Annotated in this window: 17 protein-coding genes; 11 read left to right on the top strand and 6 right to left on the bottom strand. The window is 69.4% G+C overall.

Translation table 11 applies throughout. The features are described from left to right. Positions 1-2: 2 nt before the first annotated feature. The 3 genes from AB0L91_RS11885 to AB0L91_RS11875 are packed head-to-tail and all read left to right on the top strand — an operon-like array spanning position 3 to position 2,396. Positions 3-758: a 5-oxoprolinase subunit PxpA gene (locus tag AB0L91_RS11885; protein ID WP_365009308.1), complete on the top strand. Its 756-nt coding sequence runs from the start codon at positions 3-5 to the stop codon at positions 756-758. A gap of 14 nt (positions 759-772) precedes the next feature. Next, entirely contained in the window at positions 773-1,483 is a 711-nt protein-coding gene (locus AB0L91_RS11880) for an allophanate hydrolase subunit 1 (RefSeq protein ID WP_357341886.1), read from the top strand. A 55-nt stretch (positions 1,484-1,538) separates the two neighbouring features. Next, complete coding sequence (locus tag AB0L91_RS11875; RefSeq protein WP_357341888.1) at positions 1,539-2,396, top strand: biotin-dependent carboxyltransferase family protein; 858 nt, start codon at positions 1,539-1,541, stop codon at positions 2,394-2,396. On the opposite strand, the gene AB0L91_RS11870 is transcribed toward AB0L91_RS11875, so the two are convergent. Beyond that, a complete protein-coding gene (locus tag AB0L91_RS11870) occupies positions 2,397-3,947 on the bottom strand; it encodes a DUF4185 domain-containing protein (protein ID WP_365009304.1) in 1,551 nt (516 codons plus the stop codon). A gap of 100 nt (positions 3,948-4,047) precedes the next feature. On the opposite strand from AB0L91_RS11870, the gene AB0L91_RS11865 reads away from it, so the two are divergent. Beyond that, positions 4,048-4,506, top strand: a complete 459-nt coding sequence (locus AB0L91_RS11865; protein WP_365009301.1) for a hypothetical protein — start codon at positions 4,048-4,050, stop codon at positions 4,504-4,506. Here the strand turns inward: AB0L91_RS11865 and AB0L91_RS11860 are convergent. Continuing rightward, positions 4,475-5,737, bottom strand: coding sequence for an MFS transporter (locus tag AB0L91_RS11860; protein ID WP_365011269.1), 1,263 nt, complete (start codon positions 5,735-5,737; stop codon positions 4,475-4,477). The genes AB0L91_RS11865 and AB0L91_RS11860 overlap by 32 nt on opposite strands. 165 nt (positions 5,738-5,902) lie before the next feature. Here AB0L91_RS11860 and AB0L91_RS11855 point away from each other — a divergent pair, with 165 nt between their 5' ends. Further along, a complete protein-coding gene (locus tag AB0L91_RS11855; protein ID WP_357341893.1) occupies positions 5,903-6,679 on the top strand; it encodes a pirin family protein in 777 nt (258 codons plus the stop codon). A 3-nt stretch (positions 6,680-6,682) separates the two neighbouring features. Here AB0L91_RS11855 and AB0L91_RS11850 read toward each other — a convergent pair whose 3' ends face one another. Further along, positions 6,683-7,210: a hypothetical protein gene (locus tag AB0L91_RS11850; RefSeq protein WP_218722251.1), complete on the bottom strand. Its 528-nt coding sequence runs from the start codon at positions 7,208-7,210 to the stop codon at positions 6,683-6,685. A gap of 209 nt (positions 7,211-7,419) precedes the next feature. Between AB0L91_RS11850 and AB0L91_RS11845 the strand changes: the two genes are divergently transcribed. The 6 genes from AB0L91_RS11845 to AB0L91_RS11820 all read left to right on the top strand — a co-directional run bounded on the left by AB0L91_RS11845 (position 7,420) and on the right by AB0L91_RS11820 (position 13,439). Continuing rightward, the gene (locus tag AB0L91_RS11845) at positions 7,420-8,271 is read left to right on the top strand and encodes a helix-turn-helix transcriptional regulator (protein ID WP_365009297.1); all 852 of its coding nucleotides are present in this window, start codon (positions 7,420-7,422) and stop codon (positions 8,269-8,271) included. Positions 8,272-8,281: 10 nt separating this feature from the next. Next, positions 8,282-8,647, top strand: coding sequence for a DUF397 domain-containing protein (locus tag AB0L91_RS11840; RefSeq protein WP_365009294.1), 366 nt, complete (start codon positions 8,282-8,284; stop codon positions 8,645-8,647). 75 nt (positions 8,648-8,722) lie between these two features. Further along, positions 8,723-10,738, top strand: coding sequence for a M13-type metalloendopeptidase (locus AB0L91_RS11835; RefSeq protein WP_365009291.1), 2,016 nt, complete (start codon positions 8,723-8,725; stop codon positions 10,736-10,738). A 73-nt stretch (positions 10,739-10,811) separates the two neighbouring features. Next, positions 10,812-11,384 carry a Uma2 family endonuclease gene (locus AB0L91_RS11830; protein ID WP_365011267.1) on the top strand — a complete coding sequence of 191 codons (573 nt, stop codon included), beginning with the start codon at positions 10,812-10,814 and terminating at the stop codon, positions 11,382-11,384. 54 nt (positions 11,385-11,438) lie between these two features. After that, the gene (locus AB0L91_RS11825; RefSeq protein ID WP_365009289.1) at positions 11,439-12,158 is read left to right on the top strand and encodes an MBL fold metallo-hydrolase; all 720 of its coding nucleotides are present in this window, start codon (positions 11,439-11,441) and stop codon (positions 12,156-12,158) included. A 105-nt stretch (positions 12,159-12,263) separates the two neighbouring features. After that, entirely contained in the window at positions 12,264-13,439 is a 1,176-nt protein-coding gene (locus AB0L91_RS11820) for a Fic family protein (protein WP_365009287.1), read from the top strand. 11 nt (positions 13,440-13,450) lie between these two features. Here the strand turns inward: AB0L91_RS11820 and ugpC are convergent, their stop codons facing one another. The 3 genes from ugpC to AB0L91_RS11805 form a co-directional block, all read right to left on the bottom strand. Next, positions 13,451-14,527, bottom strand: coding sequence for a sn-glycerol-3-phosphate ABC transporter ATP-binding protein UgpC (ugpC, locus tag AB0L91_RS11815; protein ID WP_365009285.1), 1,077 nt, complete (start codon positions 14,525-14,527; stop codon positions 13,451-13,453). A gap of 63 nt (positions 14,528-14,590) precedes the next feature. Further along, complete coding sequence (locus tag AB0L91_RS11810; RefSeq protein WP_357341905.1) at positions 14,591-15,919, bottom strand: ABC transporter substrate-binding protein; 1,329 nt, start codon at positions 15,917-15,919, stop codon at positions 14,591-14,593. Between the two features lie 20 nt (positions 15,920-15,939). After that, positions 15,940-16,731: a carbohydrate ABC transporter permease gene (locus AB0L91_RS11805; RefSeq protein WP_355275449.1), complete on the bottom strand. Its 792-nt coding sequence runs from the start codon at positions 16,729-16,731 to the stop codon at positions 15,940-15,942. Positions 16,732-16,745: the final 14 nt, after the last annotated feature.

Raw genomic sequence — 16,745 nt, 5'->3', positions numbered from 1 at the left:
ACATGCCGCTGGACCTGAACAGTGACCTGGGCGAGGGCTTCGGCCCCTGGCGGATGGGCGACGACGCCGCGATGCTCGACATCGTCACCAGCGCCAACATCGCCTGCGGTTTCCACGCGGGCGACCCGTCGATCATGCGGCGGACCTGCGAACTCGCGGTCGCCAAGGGCGTGCGGATCGGCGCGCACGTCGGTTATCGCGACCTGGCCGGCTTCGGCCGCCGTGACATCGCGATCGCCCCGGCCGACCTGCGCGACGAGGTCCTGTACCAGATCGGCGCGCTGGCGGCCTTCGCCCGCGCGGCCGGTGACCGGGTGCGCTACGTCAAGCCGCACGGCGCGCTGTATCACGCGGCGGCCCGGGACCGGTTGCTCGCCGACGCGGTGCTGGCGGCGGTGGCCGAGGCCGACGCCGGGCTGGCCCTGCTCGGCCCGGCGGGCACCGAGCTGGAACGGGCAGCCGACCGGGTCAGCGTGCGGTTCGTCGGTGAGGGCTTCGCCGATCGCGCCTACACCGCGACGGGCACGCTGGCGCCGCGCGGAGTTGCCGGCGCGGTGCTGCCGCCCGATGATGCCGTGGCGCAGGCGGTTTCTCTTGCGCTGTCGGGGACCGCGCGTACCGTAGACGGTCCCGGTACGGTCGCCGTGTCCGTGGCGAGTGTGTGCGTGCACGGCGATTCCCCCGCCGCCGTGGAGATGGCCCGCCGGATTCGACGGGCGCTCGACGACGCCGGAATACCGGTGGAGCCGTTCGGCTGAGGGTGGGAGGCAGGATGGACGAGGCAACGAGGGACTCGGCTGGCGACTGGAACGCGCGCATCCGCCCCGCGGGCGATCGTGCGATGCTCATCACCCTCGACGACCCACGCCCGGTGCAGCGCCTCGCCTCGGCCCTGCGCGTACACGCCATCGCGGGTGTCCAGGACGTGCTGCCCGCCGCGGAAACCGTGCTGGTGACGATGCATTCGGTGAGCTACGGCGTCCAGGTGCGGCGCGAGCTGGTCGCCCTGCTCGACCGGCTGGATCAGGAACCGCCGCAGCCGGATTCGCCCGATGTTTCCCGTGGAACAGTGCCGGACAGCGCGATTCCCGACGATGTGGTGGACATTCCGGTGCGCTACGACGGCGCCGATCTGCCCGAGGTCGCCGATCTGCTCGGGCTGTCGGTGCCCGAGGTGATCGCGGCGCACACCGGGACCGTCTGGCGGTGCGCGTTCGTCGGTTTCGCGCCCGGCTTCGGCTACCTGACCTCGCCCGACGGCAGGCTGTCGGTGCCACGCCGGGCCCAGGCCCGCACCGCGATCCCACCCGGCGCCGTCGCCTTGGCGGGCGGCTACTCGGCGGTGTATCCGCGGGGCACGCCGGGCGGATGGCAGTTGATCGGCAGTACCGATCTGCGGATGTGGGTGGTGGACCGCGATCCGCCCGCGCTGGTGCGGGCGGGGACGGCGGTACGGTTCGTCGACACGGCGACCGCGGAATAACTACCAGGGCTGCTCAACGATGCGCCGCCTCGACAGCGAATCGGGGAGTGATCGCATGCTGATCTTCATCGAGCGGGTGGGGCCGCTCGCGACGGTCCAGGACCTGGGGCGACCCGGCTGGTTCGACTCGGGGGTGGGTCAGGCGGGGGCGGCCGACCGGGCCTCGCTGCGCCTGGCGAACCGACTGGTCGGCAATCCGGAGGATCTGGCCGCCATCGAGGTGCTGCTCGGCGGCCTGGCCCTGCGCGCCGACGTCCATCTCACCGTCGCGGTCACCGGCGCCGTCGCCCCGGCGACCGTCGACGGCACGCCGGTCGGGCATGCCAGCGTGCTCGAACTGGCGGAGGGCCAGGTGCTGCGGCTCGGTCTGGCCCTGTCCGGCCTGCGCAGCTATGTGGCCGTGCGCGGCGGCATCGACGTGCCCAAGGTGCTCGGGTCGCGCAGCCGCGACACCATGTCCGGCATCGGCCCCGAGCCGCTGCGGGTCGGCACGCAGCTCCCGATCGGCCCGCCCCCGCGCACCCTGCCGACCGTCGAGTTCGCGCCCGTGCCGGTGCCGCCCGAGGTCCTGACCGTGCGGGCGCTGCCCGGCCCGCGCGCGGACTGGTTCGCCGATCCCGGTGAGCTGTTCCACGGTTCGTGGGTGGTCTCCACCGATACCGATCGCATCGGCGCGCGCCTGGATCGCGCCGACGGCCCGCCGCTGGTCCGCTCGATCACCCGCGAGTTACCCGCGGAGGGCGTCGCGCTCGGCTCGGTCCAGGTGCCGCCGAGTGGTCAGCCGGTCGTCTTCCTCGCCGATCACCCGATCACCGGTGGGTACCCGGTCATCGCCGTGGTGCTCGACGCGGATGTGGACCGGGTGGCCCAGGCCAGACCCGGCGAGCGACTACGGTTCGTGCCCGCGCGCTGATCAGCGCGGCGGATTCAGCCGGGCGTGCATCAGGTACACGTTGTAGCTGTCCCACGCCGACATCGTGAAGTACAGGTCACGCGCGGTCGACCAGGGATGGATGAACCCGCCGTAGGCCTTGGGATAGTCCGCGGTGGAGACCAGCGGCACCGTCGAGGTCCACCGCCCCTGCGGGTGCGCCGCGGTGCGCAGCACGATCTGGTTCGCGGCCGGGTCCAGGTAGACCATCTGCCACTGCCCGCTCTCCGCGTCGAACCGCACCGACAGTTCGCTGGCCATGCCCATCACCAGCGGTGTCGCCGAATTCTCCGCGGCGGGCGCCCAATTGCCGTCCACCCAGTACTGATAGGCCGTCTTGTTGAGGACGTCGTCCTTGCGCACCCTGGCCAGGCCGATCACGCCGATCCGCCCGTTGGGCGTGCCGAACATGTAGACGTAGTCGCCGTGCGGCACCATCGCGGCCACCTGGAACCGGCCGACGCCGAACATGTTCTCCCAGCGTGCGTGCTGATCCTTGGTCCAGGTCTGCCCGCCGTCGTCGGAATACGCCAGGCCGCCGTAGTTCGTCAGCCACATGCCCGGCACCCGCGACCAGTGGTTGACCGACATGTAGCTCAGGAACTGGCGCTTGCCGATGGCGAACCCCGAGGTGGGGATGGTGGTGGTCTCCCAGTTCCTGATCTTGCGGCTGCCGAGCAGTTCGGCGGCGTGACAGGGGCTGTCCTGCACCATCGAATCGATGACCAGGCCGTCGTCGAGGTTCCGGTCGGTGCTGTAGGCGAGCACATTGGAACGCCAGTCGGCGCTGTCGGCGCCCGCGCCGCCATAGGTCCAGCCCTCGCCGAAGGTATCGCCGAACACCATGGCCACCCTGCCCGGTTCGGTCTCCCAGAACAGGCCGAGGTCGGTGCCGTCGACCTGCCAGCGCATGTCGGTCCGGTTGTTCGACCCGTGCCCGGTCACCTGCTCGACCAGGCGCACCGATTCCACCATCGGTGCCGCGACTGCGGGCTGCGCCGGTCCCGGTTCGACCGGTCGCACGACGGGTGCGGGCGGTTCCTGTGCGGGCTCGCCCTCACCACCCGGCACCGGGATCGGGATGGGCTCGATCTCGGGCTTGATCCGGATGCGCGGCAACGAGATCGCCGACCCGGAGCCCGACCCAGACCCCGAACCCGTTGACGCGTCGCCGGACTCGTCGATCCCGTCGTCGGGTTCGGGCGTGTCCCTGACCTCAGGGCACGGGTTGCGGCACGGGTCCGACGGCAGCGGCGCCTGCGCGACGCGGGTGTTGTCGTGCGGCGGATCGGGCAGCGGCACCGGCGTCAGCTCCGGCACGATGACCGGGATGTCGATGCTGGGCGCGATGATCGGCGGTGGTGGCGCGGCGGGGTCGGGCAGCCGGTTGAGCGGGTCGAATCCCGTTTCGCCGCAGATATTCACGGGTGGCGGTGCCCAGGGGAAGGGAGTCGCGAGCGCGGGGGCTGCGAGCACGACGGCCAGCAAGGCGCCGAGTGCGGTCGAACCGTGCGGTACCAGCGTTGTGCGCATGTGCTCCCTCGAATGGGTATCCGAACGAACAAACAAATACCACCGATGTAGTTCTGAATTTACCGGAACCGATCCGGGTCCCGGCGCGTCCAATCCCTATGTGAACGACATCGAGTACGTCTTCGGAACCGGCGACGGCATCGTGCACCACTGGTCGGGGCAGGCCGAGCTGGCCCTGGCCGAAACCGGCTTCGCCGACGCGCTATGGCTCGACTTCGACGGTGACACCAGCACCGACGACGCCCTGTGGGACTCCGATCGCGACGGCGTCGCCGACGTCGCCGCCCTCGACCTGGACGACGACGGCGTCCTCGACAACTTCTTCACCGACCCGGCCCGCGACGGCACCTGGTCGCATCAGGTCACCGGCGCGCCCGAGAGCGCCGAGCAGGAACCACTGCCGTGGGTCGAGCGCGCGGACACGGTGGTGAACGCGGTGCCCGCCGCGCCCGCGGCGGACCCGCTGCCGGACATCCCGCTGTTCGCGGTCGACCACCGCGCGGTGCTGGCCCAGGAACCGGCCGCGCTCAGCCGGCCGCCCTGGCTCGACGAGAATTGAGCGCGATCGCCAGGATCCCGAGGGCGTAGACGGCCGCGCCAGCGAGCACCACGCCGATCGAGCGGCCGTCGGCCGGGATCACCAGCGCGGTCACCGCGATCGCGAGCACGAAGGTGATGTTGAAGACGGTGTCCTGCAGGGCGAATACCTGGCCGCGCTGATCGTCGTCGATGTCGATCTGCATGCTCGCGTCGCCGGTCAGCTTGATCGTCTGACCGGCAAGGCCGAGCCCGAAGGCGCCGGCCAGCAGCAGGCGGTGCGCGTTGTCGACGGCCGCGCCGGTCGCCAGCGCGATCGGGGTGACCAGCGTCAACTGCACGACGACCGCGGTCACCAGGCCGAGCAGCACCGTGCGCGGCCTGCCCAGCCGTGGGATCAGCACCGGCGCGAGGATCGCGGCCAGCAGCATGCCCGCCGCCGCGAAGCCGATCGCGACGCCGAATCCGACCAGTCCGCCGCTCATCTCGTCGTTGCCCGCGGGCTGGCGCAGGACCAGCACCATGATCAGGGTGTTCATGCCGAACACGATGCGGTGCGCGCCGATGCCGATCATCGCCGTCGTCACCTGCGTCGCGTGCCAGACCGCGGCCGCGCCGGTGCGCAGACCGGTGGCGATCGCGTGCACCGTGCTCTCCGAACTGGCCGAACCACTCTCGGGCCCGAGCACACCGCGCCGGAAGCCCGCCGCGAGCACCGCGCCGACGACCGAACCGATCCCGCTCAGCGCCACCGCGACCGCCGACGCGGAGTCGCCCGCGCCGAGCAACGCGATCACCGCCACCGACGCGGCGGCGCCGACCCCGGCACAGACCGAGGCGACCGTCGCGAGCACCGAGTTCATCGGCACCAGCCAGCGTTGTTCGAGCACCCGTGGCAGCGCCGCCGACACCCCGGCCAGCACGAATCGGCTGATCCCGACGGTCGCCAGCGCGAGCAGCAGCAGCGGTGTCTCGCCGATCCCGGCGAACAGCCCGATCGCGGCCAGCCCGATCAGCACCGCCCGCGCGATGCTGGCGGTCAGCAGGACATTGCGCCGGTCCCAGCGGTCGAGCAGCGCGCCCGCGTAGGGCCCGAGCAGCGAGTACGGCAGCAGCAGCACCGCGAAACCGGCGGCGATCGCCAGCGGATCGGTCTCGCGCTCGGGGTTGAACAGGATCGCGCCCGAGAGCGCGGCCTGGAACATCCCGTCACCGAATTGGGCCGCGAGCCGCAGCAGCGCCAGGCGCGGCATCTGCGGATTCCGCCGGAAGACACCGCGGCTCTCGCGCAGCAGATGTCGCAGCGAGGCCGGTGACTCATCCGCCGGATTCGAGCCGTCAAGGCGATGAGTCGACACCTCGTGAGAATAGTGGTGCCAGAATTGAGGCGGCGGTACGGGTGCGAGCAGGAGGAACGTATGTCCACATCGACGACACCGCGGATCGAACTGCACCGCGGTGGTGACCGGATGAAGACCCGGATCTCATGGCTCGATTCCAAACACTCGTTCTCCTTCGGCGAGCATTACGACCCCGACAACACCCATCACGGGCTGCTGCTGGTGAACAACGAGGACGTGGTGCTGCCCGGGGAGGGCTTCGACACCCATCCGCACCGGGACATGGAGATCGTCACCTGGGTGCTCGGCGGCAGCCTGGTGCACCAGGATTCGCTGGGCCACAACGGCATCATCTACCCGGGCCTGGCCCAGCGGATGAGCGCCGGCACGGGGATCCTGCACTCGGAGAAGAACGACTCGTGGCGCCTCGACGGCGCGCTGCCCGAGCACGACGAACCGGTGCATTTCGTCCAGATGTGGGTGGTGCCCGACGAGCCAGGGGTCGATCCGGGCTATCAGCAGCTCGAGATCGACGACGAGCTCGCGGGCGGCGGCTTGGTGACGGTCGCCTCCGGGTTACCCCGCTACCGCGATCGCACCGCCATCGCGATCAATTCCTCGCACGCGGCCATGCACGTCGCGCGGCTCTCGGCGGACAGTCCGGGGGTCACCCTGCCCGATGCCCCCTACCTGCATGTCTTCGTGGCGCGCGGCGAGGTCGAGCTGGAAGGCGTCGGCACGCTGGCGCAGGGTGACGCGGTGCGGCTGACCCGTTCCGGCGGGCAGCTGGTGCGACCGCACGGCGACGCCGAGGTCCTGATCTGGGAGATGCACGCGCGCCTGGGCGGGCAGTAGGACTCAGGCCGAGCCGGGCTCTCGCAGCAGCGCCGCCGACCTGGCGTTCGTGCGGGTGGCGGCGACGATCTGCGCGAAATCGGGCCGGTAGTCGCCGTCGGGTTCCTGCATCCAGGTGCGGTAGCCGCTGCGTTCGTCGGCCGGCGAGGGCAGCACGATCTCGCTGCCGGGTAAGGCCACCGAGGCGCACACCCGGAACAGGTCGGCGAACAGCACGGTGTCCAGATAGGAATTGTCGGTGGGGCCGGTCAGGAAGGTCCAGCGGCCGGAGCGGGGATGGGCAATGATCGGCCCGCAGCGTTGTCCGCGGCCGATCAGCAGTCCGCGCACCCGCTCCCCCAGCGTCGACGGCATGACCACCGCCCCGACCGCGCCGATCTCCAGCATGATCCGGCCCAGCGTCGAGTCGACCACACCGTAGAGCCCGTTGTGCTTGCGGTAGTGACGGCAGCGCGCCAGCGCATCCTGGGTGGCCGAGTACTCCTCGGCCGCGGTATACCCGCCTTTGTCATCTGTGCGCGACGTGCTCATCACGACCTCGTCTCTGTCGACGCTGACTCGATGTAGCTGTGGATTCGCTCGACTGGATGGGAGCGTTTCATCACGAACGGGTGGAGCGGGAAACTTTTTCATAACGGCAGGACCTAAGGGAAAATTGCCGTTCTACACAGCGTAATCCCGCACAACCACGCTGACAATAGTCAGTAGCTGGCGTGTCTGTCGGCGTAGCATATTCGGACATGTCCCCCGTTTCGCCGACCGCCGCGCGCTGGGAACTGGTGCTGCGCCTGCGCGAACTGCGTGAACAGCGCGGCTTCGACTCGGCCGGGTTCGCCCGTCGCGTCGGTTTCACCCCGGCCAACTGGTCGCATGTGGAGAAGGGCAGGCGGGTCCTCACCCGGACCACCATCGAACCGGTCCTCGACGTCCTCGATGTCACCGCCGACGAGCGCGCCGAACTGCTCGCGCTGCTCGAGACCAGCAAGCAGCGCGGCTGGTGGACCACGGCCTCGGCGCTGATCGGTCCCGAACTGCAACGCCTCTACGGCATGGAGGCGGGCGCGCAGAGCATCCGCAGCTACGACAGCCTGCTCGTGCCCGGCCTGTTACAGACCGAGGCCTACGCCTGTGCCCTGATCAGCGCCGATGTGATGATCCGGCCGGTCCAGGTGGACCAGTTGGTCGCGATCCGGTTGCGCCGCCAGCAGCGGCTGCGCGGGCCGGAGCCGCTCGAACTCACCGCGGTCCTCGGCGAGGCGACGCTGCGTCAGCAGACCGGCGGCGCCGAGGTGCTGCGGGGGCAGTTGCGGCACCTGGTGGAGCTGATGCGTGAACTGGACACCGTCGATGTGCGCGTGATCCCGTTCAGCGCTCCCGAAGGGGCGGTGCTCGGTGGTTCCAGCTTCCATCTGATCGACTTCGCAAGCGATCAGCTACCTACCTTCGCGTGGGCCGAGAGCGCCGTCTTCGGTGGCCCGGTCGACGATGCCGAGCAGGTGCGCGATCTAGGCTTCGCCTACGTGCGCGCCAGGGAGCAATCCCTTTCCCGCGCCGAATCTCTCGCCCTGATCAGGGACTATGCCAGCGTGTAAGATTCGGGGTATGTCCACCACCGCTCGTCGCCGCCCGGCCGATCACGGCTGGTTCACTTCGTCACGCTCCAACAACGGTAACCAGTGTGTCGAGGTCCGATTCGACGGCGACATCGTCCAGATACGCGACAGCAAATTCCGTCGCGACCCGAACAACGCCGGCCTCGACGAGCCGATCATCACCGTCGAGACCGCCCTGTGGACCGCGTTCCTGCACTGCCTGCTCAGCACCCGCCGCCACCCCGACCTGGTCGCCCGGGTCGCCCCCGACGGCTCGGCCACCCTCCGCCACGACGACGTCCTGCTCCGTTTCACCGCCGGTGAATGGGAGGCCTTCGTGGCCGGTGTCCGCGACGACGAGTTCGTCTGCGCCTGAAGCAGGCGCCGGTCCGCGGCCCAGCCTCGTCCGAGGCCGCCGCACGCGTCGGCGGTTGTCGGCATACTGGAGCGCGTGACTTCCGATCCGATCAGTCCCTCCGGTATCGATCTGTCCTTCCGCGACCAGGAGGTGCGGGTCCAGGACGACCTGTTCGCGCACGTCAACGGGCAGTGGCTGGCCGGGTACGAGATCCCGGCCGACCGCGCGGTGGACGGCGCCTTCCGGACGTTGTACGACCAGGCCGAGCTCGACGTGCAGGCGATCATCCAGGACAGCGCGGCGAACGCGTCCGACGACGCCGACGCCCGCAAGATCGGTGACCTGTACTCCAGCTTCATGGACACCGACGCCGTGACCGCGGCTGGTCTCTCGCCGATCGCCGCCGAACTGCGCGAGATCGCCGAGGTCGACGGACCGAGCGCGTTCGCCGCGCTGCTCGGCCGCTTGCAGCGCACCGGTGTGCGCGGCGCGCTCGGCTACTACGTCGACACCGACGACAAGGACTCCACCCGCTACCTGGTGCACGCCACCCAGTCGGGTATCGGCCTGCCGGACGAGTCGTACTACCGCTCCGACGAATTCGCCGAGATCCGCGATGCCTACCAGGCCCATCTCGCGAAGATGTTCACCGTCGCGGCCGCCGATCCGGCGCTGGCCGGCCTGGTCCCCGCCGAGCCGGCCGACGCGGCCCGCCGCGTGTTCGAGCTGGAGCGCACCCTGGCCGCGGGCCACTGGGACGTGGTGCGCCGTCGCGATGCCGAGAAGAGCTACAACCTCACCACTCTCGCCGAGCTGGCCGCCGCGAATCCCGAATTCGACTGGGCCGCCTGGGTGGACGCCGTCGCGTCCGGTCTCGGCCGGAGCGGGACCGAGCTGTTCGCCGAGCTCGTGGTGCGTCAGCCCGACTACGTGCGGGCCTTCGCGCAGGCGTGGGCCGCAGTGCCGCAGGCGGATTGGCGGGACTGGGCCGTCGCGCAGGTGCTGCGCGCCAGGGCGCCCTACCTGACCGACGAGATCGTCGCGGAGAACTTCGACTTCTACGGCCGCACCCTCACCGGCGCGCAGGAGAACCGCGAGCGCTGGAAGCGCGGTGTCTCGCTGGTGCAGGAGCTGCTGGGCGAGGCCGTCGGCAAACTGTATGTGGCCGAGCACTTCCCGCCGCAGGCCAAGGCGCGGATGGTCGAGCTGGTGGCCAACCTGCAGGAGGCCTACCGCCGCAACATCACCGACCTGGAGTGGATGGGCCAGGACACCCGCGCCGCCGCGCTCACCAAGCTGGAGAAGTTCACCCCCAAGATCGGCTACCCCGATGCCTGGCGCGACTACTCCGCGGTCGAGGTCGACCCGGCCGACCTGGTCGGCAACTATCGTCGCGGCTATGCCGCCGATCACGACCGTGATCTGGGCAAACTGGGCGGTGAGGTGGACCGTGGCGAGTGGTTCATGACCCCGCAGACGGTCAACGCCTACTACAACCCCGGCATGAACGAGATCGTCTTCCCGGCCGCGATCCTGCAGCCGCCGTTCTTCGACATGAACGCCGACGACGCCGCCAACTACGGCGGTATCGGCGCGGTGATCGGCCACGAGATCGGCCACGGTTTCGACGATCAGGGCGCCAAGTACGACGGCGACGGCAACATGAAGGACTGGTGGACCGACGCCGACCGCGCCGAGTTCGGCAAGCGCACCAAGGCGCTGATCGACCAGTACAGCGTGCTCTCCCCGGCCGACCTGGCCGACGAGCACAAGGTCAACGGCGAGTTCACCATCGGCGAGAACATCGGCGACCTCGGCGGCCTGTCGATCGCCCTGGCCGCCTACAAGATCTCCCTCGACGGCACCGAACCGCCGGTTATCGACGGCCTCACCGGCCTGCAGCGCGTCTTCTACGGCTGGGCCCAGGTCTGGCGCACCAAGGCCCGCCCCGAGGAAGCCATCCGCCGCCTCGCCGTCGACCCCCACTCCCCACCGGAGTTCCGCTGCAACGCCGTCGTCCGCAACATCGACAGCTTCTACGAAGCCTTCGACGTCACCCCCACCGACACCCTCTACCTGTCCCCCGCCGAACGCGTGACGATCTGGTAGCGGCCCGGTCCGCCCACCAGGTGCGATGATGGGGCTCTCGACGCATCGCGGCTGAGGAGACGAGGTGAAGACGATGGTGGAGACGGCGTCGACAGCGGGCGGGCGGCCGATCACGGCCGCGGAGTTCGACGCGCTGCCGATCGATACGACTCATCGCTACGAGATCGAGGATGGTTTCCTGCTCGTGAACGCGCGTCCGGCGGCTCCGCACAGCCGCGCCATCAAGCGTCTGCTCGGCCAGCTCGACAGTCAGCTGCCCGCGGGGCTGGAAGCGTTCGCCGAGCTGGAGGCCGAACTGATCGGGCGCTCGCCCCGTCGGGTTCCGGATGTGGTCGTCGCGAGTGTCGAGGTGGGTGAGCAGCAGCGAGTCCGTGCCGACCAGATCGTGGTGGCGATCGAGATCGCGACCTCCGGGGAGTCGGCGGTGCGCGACTACGCCATCAAGGCGGGTGAGTACGCGGCGAACGCGATCGGTCACTACTGGGTCATCGATATCCTCGACCCCGCCGCGGTGGGGCTGACCGTGTACACCCTGGACGACGGCGAATACCGGATCACCCCGCGGGCGACGGGGTCGGTCGCGGTGACCACACCGTTCCCGCTGACCGTCGATCTCGGTGCGCTGGTGGGTGGCCGGATAGTCTGATCGCGGAGCCGAGATGACGGAGATATAGTGCGCTACCAGCAAGTTGGTGACGAGGTGTTCACCATTCGGGGCACCGATGTGAATATGGTGCTGCTGCGGGACGGGCGGGACCTCACGCTGATCGATGCCGGCTGGCTGGGGGATGCCGGGGTGATCGAGCGGGTGGTGCGGGAGCTCGGGCATCGGCCGGAGGACATCGTGGCGGTGCTGCTCACGCACGCTCATCTCGATCATGTCGGGGCGCTGAATCATCTGCACCGGCGGTACGGGATTCCCGCGTACACCAGTGCCGTCGAGGTGCGGCACGCGCGGGGAGAGTGTCATGAGTCGGCCACTCCGCTGGATGTGATCAAGCGGCTCAACGATCGCGCCACGATCGGGTGGGCCGCGCGGATCACCGCCGCGGGTGGCTTGCGCAAGAACACCGTCGCGCACATCCAGCCCTTCCCCACCGAGGGGGCGCTGGACTTTCCGGGCAACCCGGTCCCGATCGCCTGTCCCGGGCACACCTCGGGCCACTCGGCCTTCCACCTCCCCGCGGCGGGTGCCATCGCGACCGGCGACACCCTCGTCACCGCGCATCCGACCTCGAAAGCGGTAGGACCACAGCTACTTCCGAGCTTCTTCAACCACTCCACCCCCGCCACGCTGGCTGCGCTCACCACCCTCGAGTCCGTCCCGGCCGAGCTGGTCCTGCCCGGTCACGGCCTCCCCTTCCGCGGCGGCATCGCCGAGGCGGTCGCCCGAGCCCGTACGACGCCCATCCAGCCTTGACATGCCAACAGCGAGTAGCCAGCTCATTGGTGGCGTCGGCAACCGCAAACGCGGATAGCCACTGAAGTAGTCGCGTTCCGGATAGTGAAAGTACAGTAATAGCTCATGAATTGGCCTGCTCATCATGTCGAGCAGCGTCCCTGGACGGCGCGCGACGGATCGCGAGCCGGCCCCGCGCCCGAGTCGGTGGCGGTGTCCATCCCGCCGCGCATCGCCGATCTCGACTTCGATTCCAGGCGAACGACATCGGCCAGTGAGGCCGCGCTGATCGCGGTGACCCATCTCGAGGCGGGTCAGGGCCAGTATTCGGCGTCGCTGCGCGAATTCCTGCTGCGCGCCGAGGCGGTCGCGTCGTCGCGGATCGAGCACGTCGACGCCGGCTGGCGAGCATTCGGCAAAGCCTTCGGTGGCGCGGCGACCCGGCCCGAGGCGGAGGCACAGGTGAGTGCGGTGCGCAGCCTGGCCGGCCTGGTCGACGCGGGCGCCACCGGCCGGATCACCGAGGCGCACCTGCTCAGCGCCCACCGCGTGCTGATCGCCCCGGAGTGGGAGAAGGCGGGCCGCTTCCGCACGGCGCAGACCTGGATCGGCGGCAGCGACTACACCCCGCTGCACGCGCTGTATGTCCCCCCGCCTCCGGAACTGGTGCCCGACTTGGTGGCCGATCTGCTCGCCTTCGTCGCGCGCGGTGACCTGCCGATCCTCGTGCAGGCCGCGATCGCGCACGCGCAGTTCGTCTCGATCCACCCGTTCGTCAGCGGCAACGGCCGGATCGGCCGCGCGCTGGTGAGCGCGATTCTGCGCAGGCGCGGGCTGACCGATCGGGTGACGGTGCCCTTCTCCTCGGTCATGCTCGCCGACTCCTCGCGCTACTTCGCGCAGCTGGATGCCTACCGGGGCGGTGCCGCCGACGAGTTCGTCGTGTACCTGGCGCTCGCGGCGGTGTACGCCAGCGAGGCCGCCATCGACTCCGCCCGCGCCCTGGCCGCGCTCCCCCAGCGCTGGCGCGACCGCGCCCGCCCGCGCGGCGGCTCCGCCGACGAGGCCCTGCTCGCGAACCTGCTCGAGCACCCGATCCTGACGATCGCGGTCGCGAACAAACTCACCGCGACCACCGATTCGGCCACCTACCGCGCCATCGAACGACTCGTCGACGCCGGCATCCTCGAGGTCGTCTCCGACTCCAAACGCAACCGCGTCTGGGCCGCCACCGACGTCTTCGCCGAACTCGGCGCCCTCGACGCGGCGATCGGCCGCCGCACCACGGCAGGTCTGTCGTAGCGCGGTCGACCTCAGCGCACCCGGATCTCGGTCGCCGCGTCGAAGAAGAACACCTCGTCGAGTTTCGGGCGCAGGTGCAGGGTTTCGCCGAGAGCGGTCTGGAAGCGGCGGTCGACGCGCACGACGATCTTGCCGGAGCGGGTGGACCAGTCGGTGCCGGCGCCGTGGGTGTAGACGAAGGATTCGGCGCCGAGTTCCTCGAGCAGTTCGGCGACGACGGTGATGCCCTCGGGATCGGTGGTGACCGCCCAGGACTCGGGCCGGATGCCGAGGATCACCCGGGCACCGGACACACCGCGCGGCACCGGGATTCGCAGTCCGTCGAGGACGGCGGCGCCGTCGACGACCGGCGCTTCGAGCAGGTTCATGCCCGGCGAGCCGATGAACCCCGCGACGAAGGTGTTCACCGGGTCGTCGTAGAGCTGCCGGGGCGAGGCGATCTGCTGGAGGGTGCCGTCGCGCAGGACCGCGACGCGGTGGCCCATGGTCATCGCCTCGACCTGGTCGTGGGTGACGTAGACCGTGGTGGTGCCGAGTCGCTGTTGCAGCGCGGCGATCTGGGAGCGGGTGCTCACCCGCAGCTTGGCGTCGAGGTTGGACAGCGGCTCGTCCATGCAGAACACCTGCGGGCGGCGCACGATCGCGCGGCCCATGGCGACGCGCTGCCGCTGACCACCGGACAGCTTGGCCGGCTTGCGGTCGAGCAGTGCCTCCAGCTCGAGCATGGCCGCGGCCTCCTTGACCCGAACGAGGGTGTCGGCCTTGTTCATTCCCGCGTTGCGCAGGGCGAAGCCCATGTTCTCGGCGACGGTCATGTTCGGGTACAGCGCGTAGCTCTGGAACACCATCGCCACGTCGCGGGCGCGCGGCGGCAGCCCGGTGACATCGCGGTCGCCGATCCGGATGGTCCCCTCCTCGACCGATTCCAGGCCGGCCAGCATGCGCAGGCTGGTCGACTTGCCGCAGCCCGACGGTCCGACCAGCACGAGGAACTCGCCGTCGGCGATGTCGAGATCGAGTGCGTCGACCGCGGGGGTGTCGGCGCCGGGATAGCGGTGCGTGACACCGTCGAACTGCACTGTCGCCATGGCGAATTCTCCTGCGAACGAGGCGGGCCGGTGGTCGCCACGACCACCGGCCCGCGGGGGTGACTACTTCGGCAGCTTGGGCGTGATCTGCCGGTCGATGATCGCCTGCACGTCGGCGGCGACCTTCGCGAGAACGGTCGCGGGATCGGCGTTCTGCAGGCCGATCTGCTCGTAGCCGGTGCCGATGATCTGGTCGGCGCCGGGCACGAACACGCGGGCGTAGTCCTGTGACTTGGCCACCGAGAGCTGGTCGATGGCGACCTTCGAGTTCGGGTTCTTCGCCAGGAAGTCCACCTCGGACGGGTCGGTCACCGCCGACTTGCGCACCGGCATGTACCCGGTGTTCTGGGTGAAGTACGCGGTGTTGGCCGCGTTGGTGATGAACTCGATGAACTTCAGGGCGTTGGCCTTGCGCGCGTCCGAGATCCGCGACGGAATCGCCAGGCCGGCACCACCGGTGGTGACGCCGGGACCGTTCGGGTGCGGCAGGAAGGCGGTACCGAACTCGAACTTGCCGTCGGCGTTCTTCTTGATGCCCTTGAGGTCACCGGTGGAGGCGATCGTCGAGGCGGCGACGCCGGTGCCGAAGTCGACGGCGATCTGCGGGCGGATCGCGGCGTACTTCTTCACATTGATCGAGTCACGCAGGTAGGTGGCCGCGGCGATGGAGCCCGGGTCGGTGAACTTCAGCTTCCACTGATCGGAGTACGCGCCGCCGAAGGTCCAGTTCGGGCCCTGGAAGGTCCAGCCGAGGTAGTTCTTGGCGTCGCCCCAGGCGTGCGCGAACTTGTCGGCGCCGACGACCGACTGGAGCTTGGGGCCCCACTCGTCGAACTCCTGCCAGGAGTTCGGGCCGCGGTCGGGCAGGCCGGCCTTCGCCCACACGTCCTTGTTGTAGTAGAACAGCGGCGTCGAGCGGGCGTACGGCAGCGCGTAGTGCTTGCCGTCGAACAGGTAGTCGGCGGCGAGCGAGTCGACGTAGTCGCTCAGCTGCACGCCCGCGGCGCCGAAGTGGCTGTCCAGCGGCTCGATCGCCTTGGTCAGCGCGTAGTTGAACCACCAGACGTCGGAGAGCACGACCACGTCGGGCAGGTCACCACCGGTGAGCGCGGCGTTGAACTTCTGCGCCACCTCCTCGTAGTTCTTGCCCGCGTCGACCAGGTTGACCGTCAGCTCCGGGTACTTGGCCTGGAACCGGTTGATCAGTTCCAGCTCCAGCTCCTTGGAGGTGCCGGGGTGGTTGGACCAGAAGGTGATGGTCTTGGCGTCGCCGCCGTCACCGGATCCGCCGCCGGTGCCCGCGCAGGCGGTGAGCGCCAGACCCGCGGCAGCCGCGCCGGTGAGGCCGAGGAAGCCGCGGCGGCTCAGCGCCGGGAATCGTTGACTGGACACGTGGATCTCCTGTTCGAGAATCAACCCTTGACCGCACCGGAGGTGAGGCCTTTGATCATGTGACGTTGCAGGGCGAGGAACACGATGAGGATCGGCAGCATCGTCAACACGGTGCCCGCCATCACCGGCCCCCAGTTGGTGACCGACGGGTTCTCGGTGTTCTGCAGCAGGGTCAGCCCCACCGGCAGCGTGGCGACCTCGGCGGAGTCGGCCATCAGGAACGGCCAGAGGTATTCGTTCCACTCGTTGACCAGCGTGACCACCGCGAACGCCACCATGGTCGGTCCCGACATCGGCAGCACCACCCTGGTCAGCAGCCGCCACCAGTTCGCGCCGTCCATCCGGGCCGCCTCGATGACCTCACCGGGCAGCGACAGGAAGTGGTTGCGCATCAGGAAGGTGCCGAAGGCGACGCCGCAGAGCGGGATGATGATGCCCTGGAAGGTGTTGCGCCAGCCCAGTTGCGCGATCAGCGCGTAGTTGGAGATGACGGTGATCTGGTTGGGCACCATGAGCGCCGCGATGATCACCAGGAACACGATGTTCTTACCGGGAAAGCGCAGGAACACCAGGCCGTACGCGCTGAACACGCCGAGCGCGAACTTCACCGCCGACACCACACCGGTGACGATCAGCGAGTTGCGCAGGAAGGTCCAGAACGGCACCGTCGTGGTGGCCTCGCCGTAGTTCTCCGGGTGCCAGCTGTGCGGCCAGTACACCGCGGGCTGGGTGTAGATGTCGGCGCGGTCCTTCAACGAGGTGATCAGGATCCAGAACAGCGGAACGCCGACCAGGATCAGCACGCACACCATCGCGGCGTAGCCGA

The organism is Nocardia sp. NPDC051833, from assembly GCF_040681225.1.
Lineage (GTDB): Bacteria > Actinomycetota > Actinomycetes > Mycobacteriales > Mycobacteriaceae > Nocardia.
This window is presented reverse-complemented; position numbering and strand designations above follow the sequence as displayed.

Coding starts and splice junctions, on each gene's coding strand:
- AB0L91_RS11860 (WP_365011269.1), bottom strand. CDS start 5,737: ATGCCGCGCCTGGCGCTGCTGCGGCTCGCGGCCCAATTCGGTGACGGG.
- AB0L91_RS11850 (WP_218722251.1), bottom strand. CDS start 7,210: ATGAGCACGTCGCGCACAGATGACAAAGGCGGGTATACCGCGGCCGAG.
- AB0L91_RS11855 (WP_357341893.1), top strand. CDS start 5,903: ATGTCCACATCGACGACACCGCGGATCGAACTGCACCGCGGTGGTGAC.
- AB0L91_RS11845 (WP_365009297.1), top strand. CDS start 7,420: ATGTCCCCCGTTTCGCCGACCGCCGCGCGCTGGGAACTGGTGCTGCGC.
- AB0L91_RS11870 (WP_365009304.1), bottom strand. CDS start 3,947: ATGCGCACAACGCTGGTACCGCACGGTTCGACCGCACTCGGCGCCTTG.
- AB0L91_RS11885 (WP_365009308.1), top strand. CDS start 3: ATGCCGCTGGACCTGAACAGTGACCTGGGCGAGGGCTTCGGCCCCTGG.
- AB0L91_RS11830 (WP_365011267.1), top strand. CDS start 10,812: ATGGTGGAGACGGCGTCGACAGCGGGCGGGCGGCCGATCACGGCCGCG.
- ugpC (WP_365009285.1), bottom strand. CDS start 14,527: ATGGCGACAGTGCAGTTCGACGGTGTCACGCACCGCTATCCCGGCGCC.
- AB0L91_RS11820 (WP_365009287.1), top strand. CDS start 12,264: ATGAATTGGCCTGCTCATCATGTCGAGCAGCGTCCCTGGACGGCGCGC.
- AB0L91_RS11880 (WP_357341886.1), top strand. CDS start 773: ATGGACGAGGCAACGAGGGACTCGGCTGGCGACTGGAACGCGCGCATC.
- AB0L91_RS11805 (WP_355275449.1), bottom strand. CDS start 16,731: ATGGTGTGCGTGCTGATCCTGGTCGGCGTTCCGCTGTTCTGGATCCTG.
- AB0L91_RS11875 (WP_357341888.1), top strand. CDS start 1,539: ATGCTGATCTTCATCGAGCGGGTGGGGCCGCTCGCGACGGTCCAGGAC.
- AB0L91_RS11840 (WP_365009294.1), top strand. CDS start 8,282: ATGTCCACCACCGCTCGTCGCCGCCCGGCCGATCACGGCTGGTTCACT.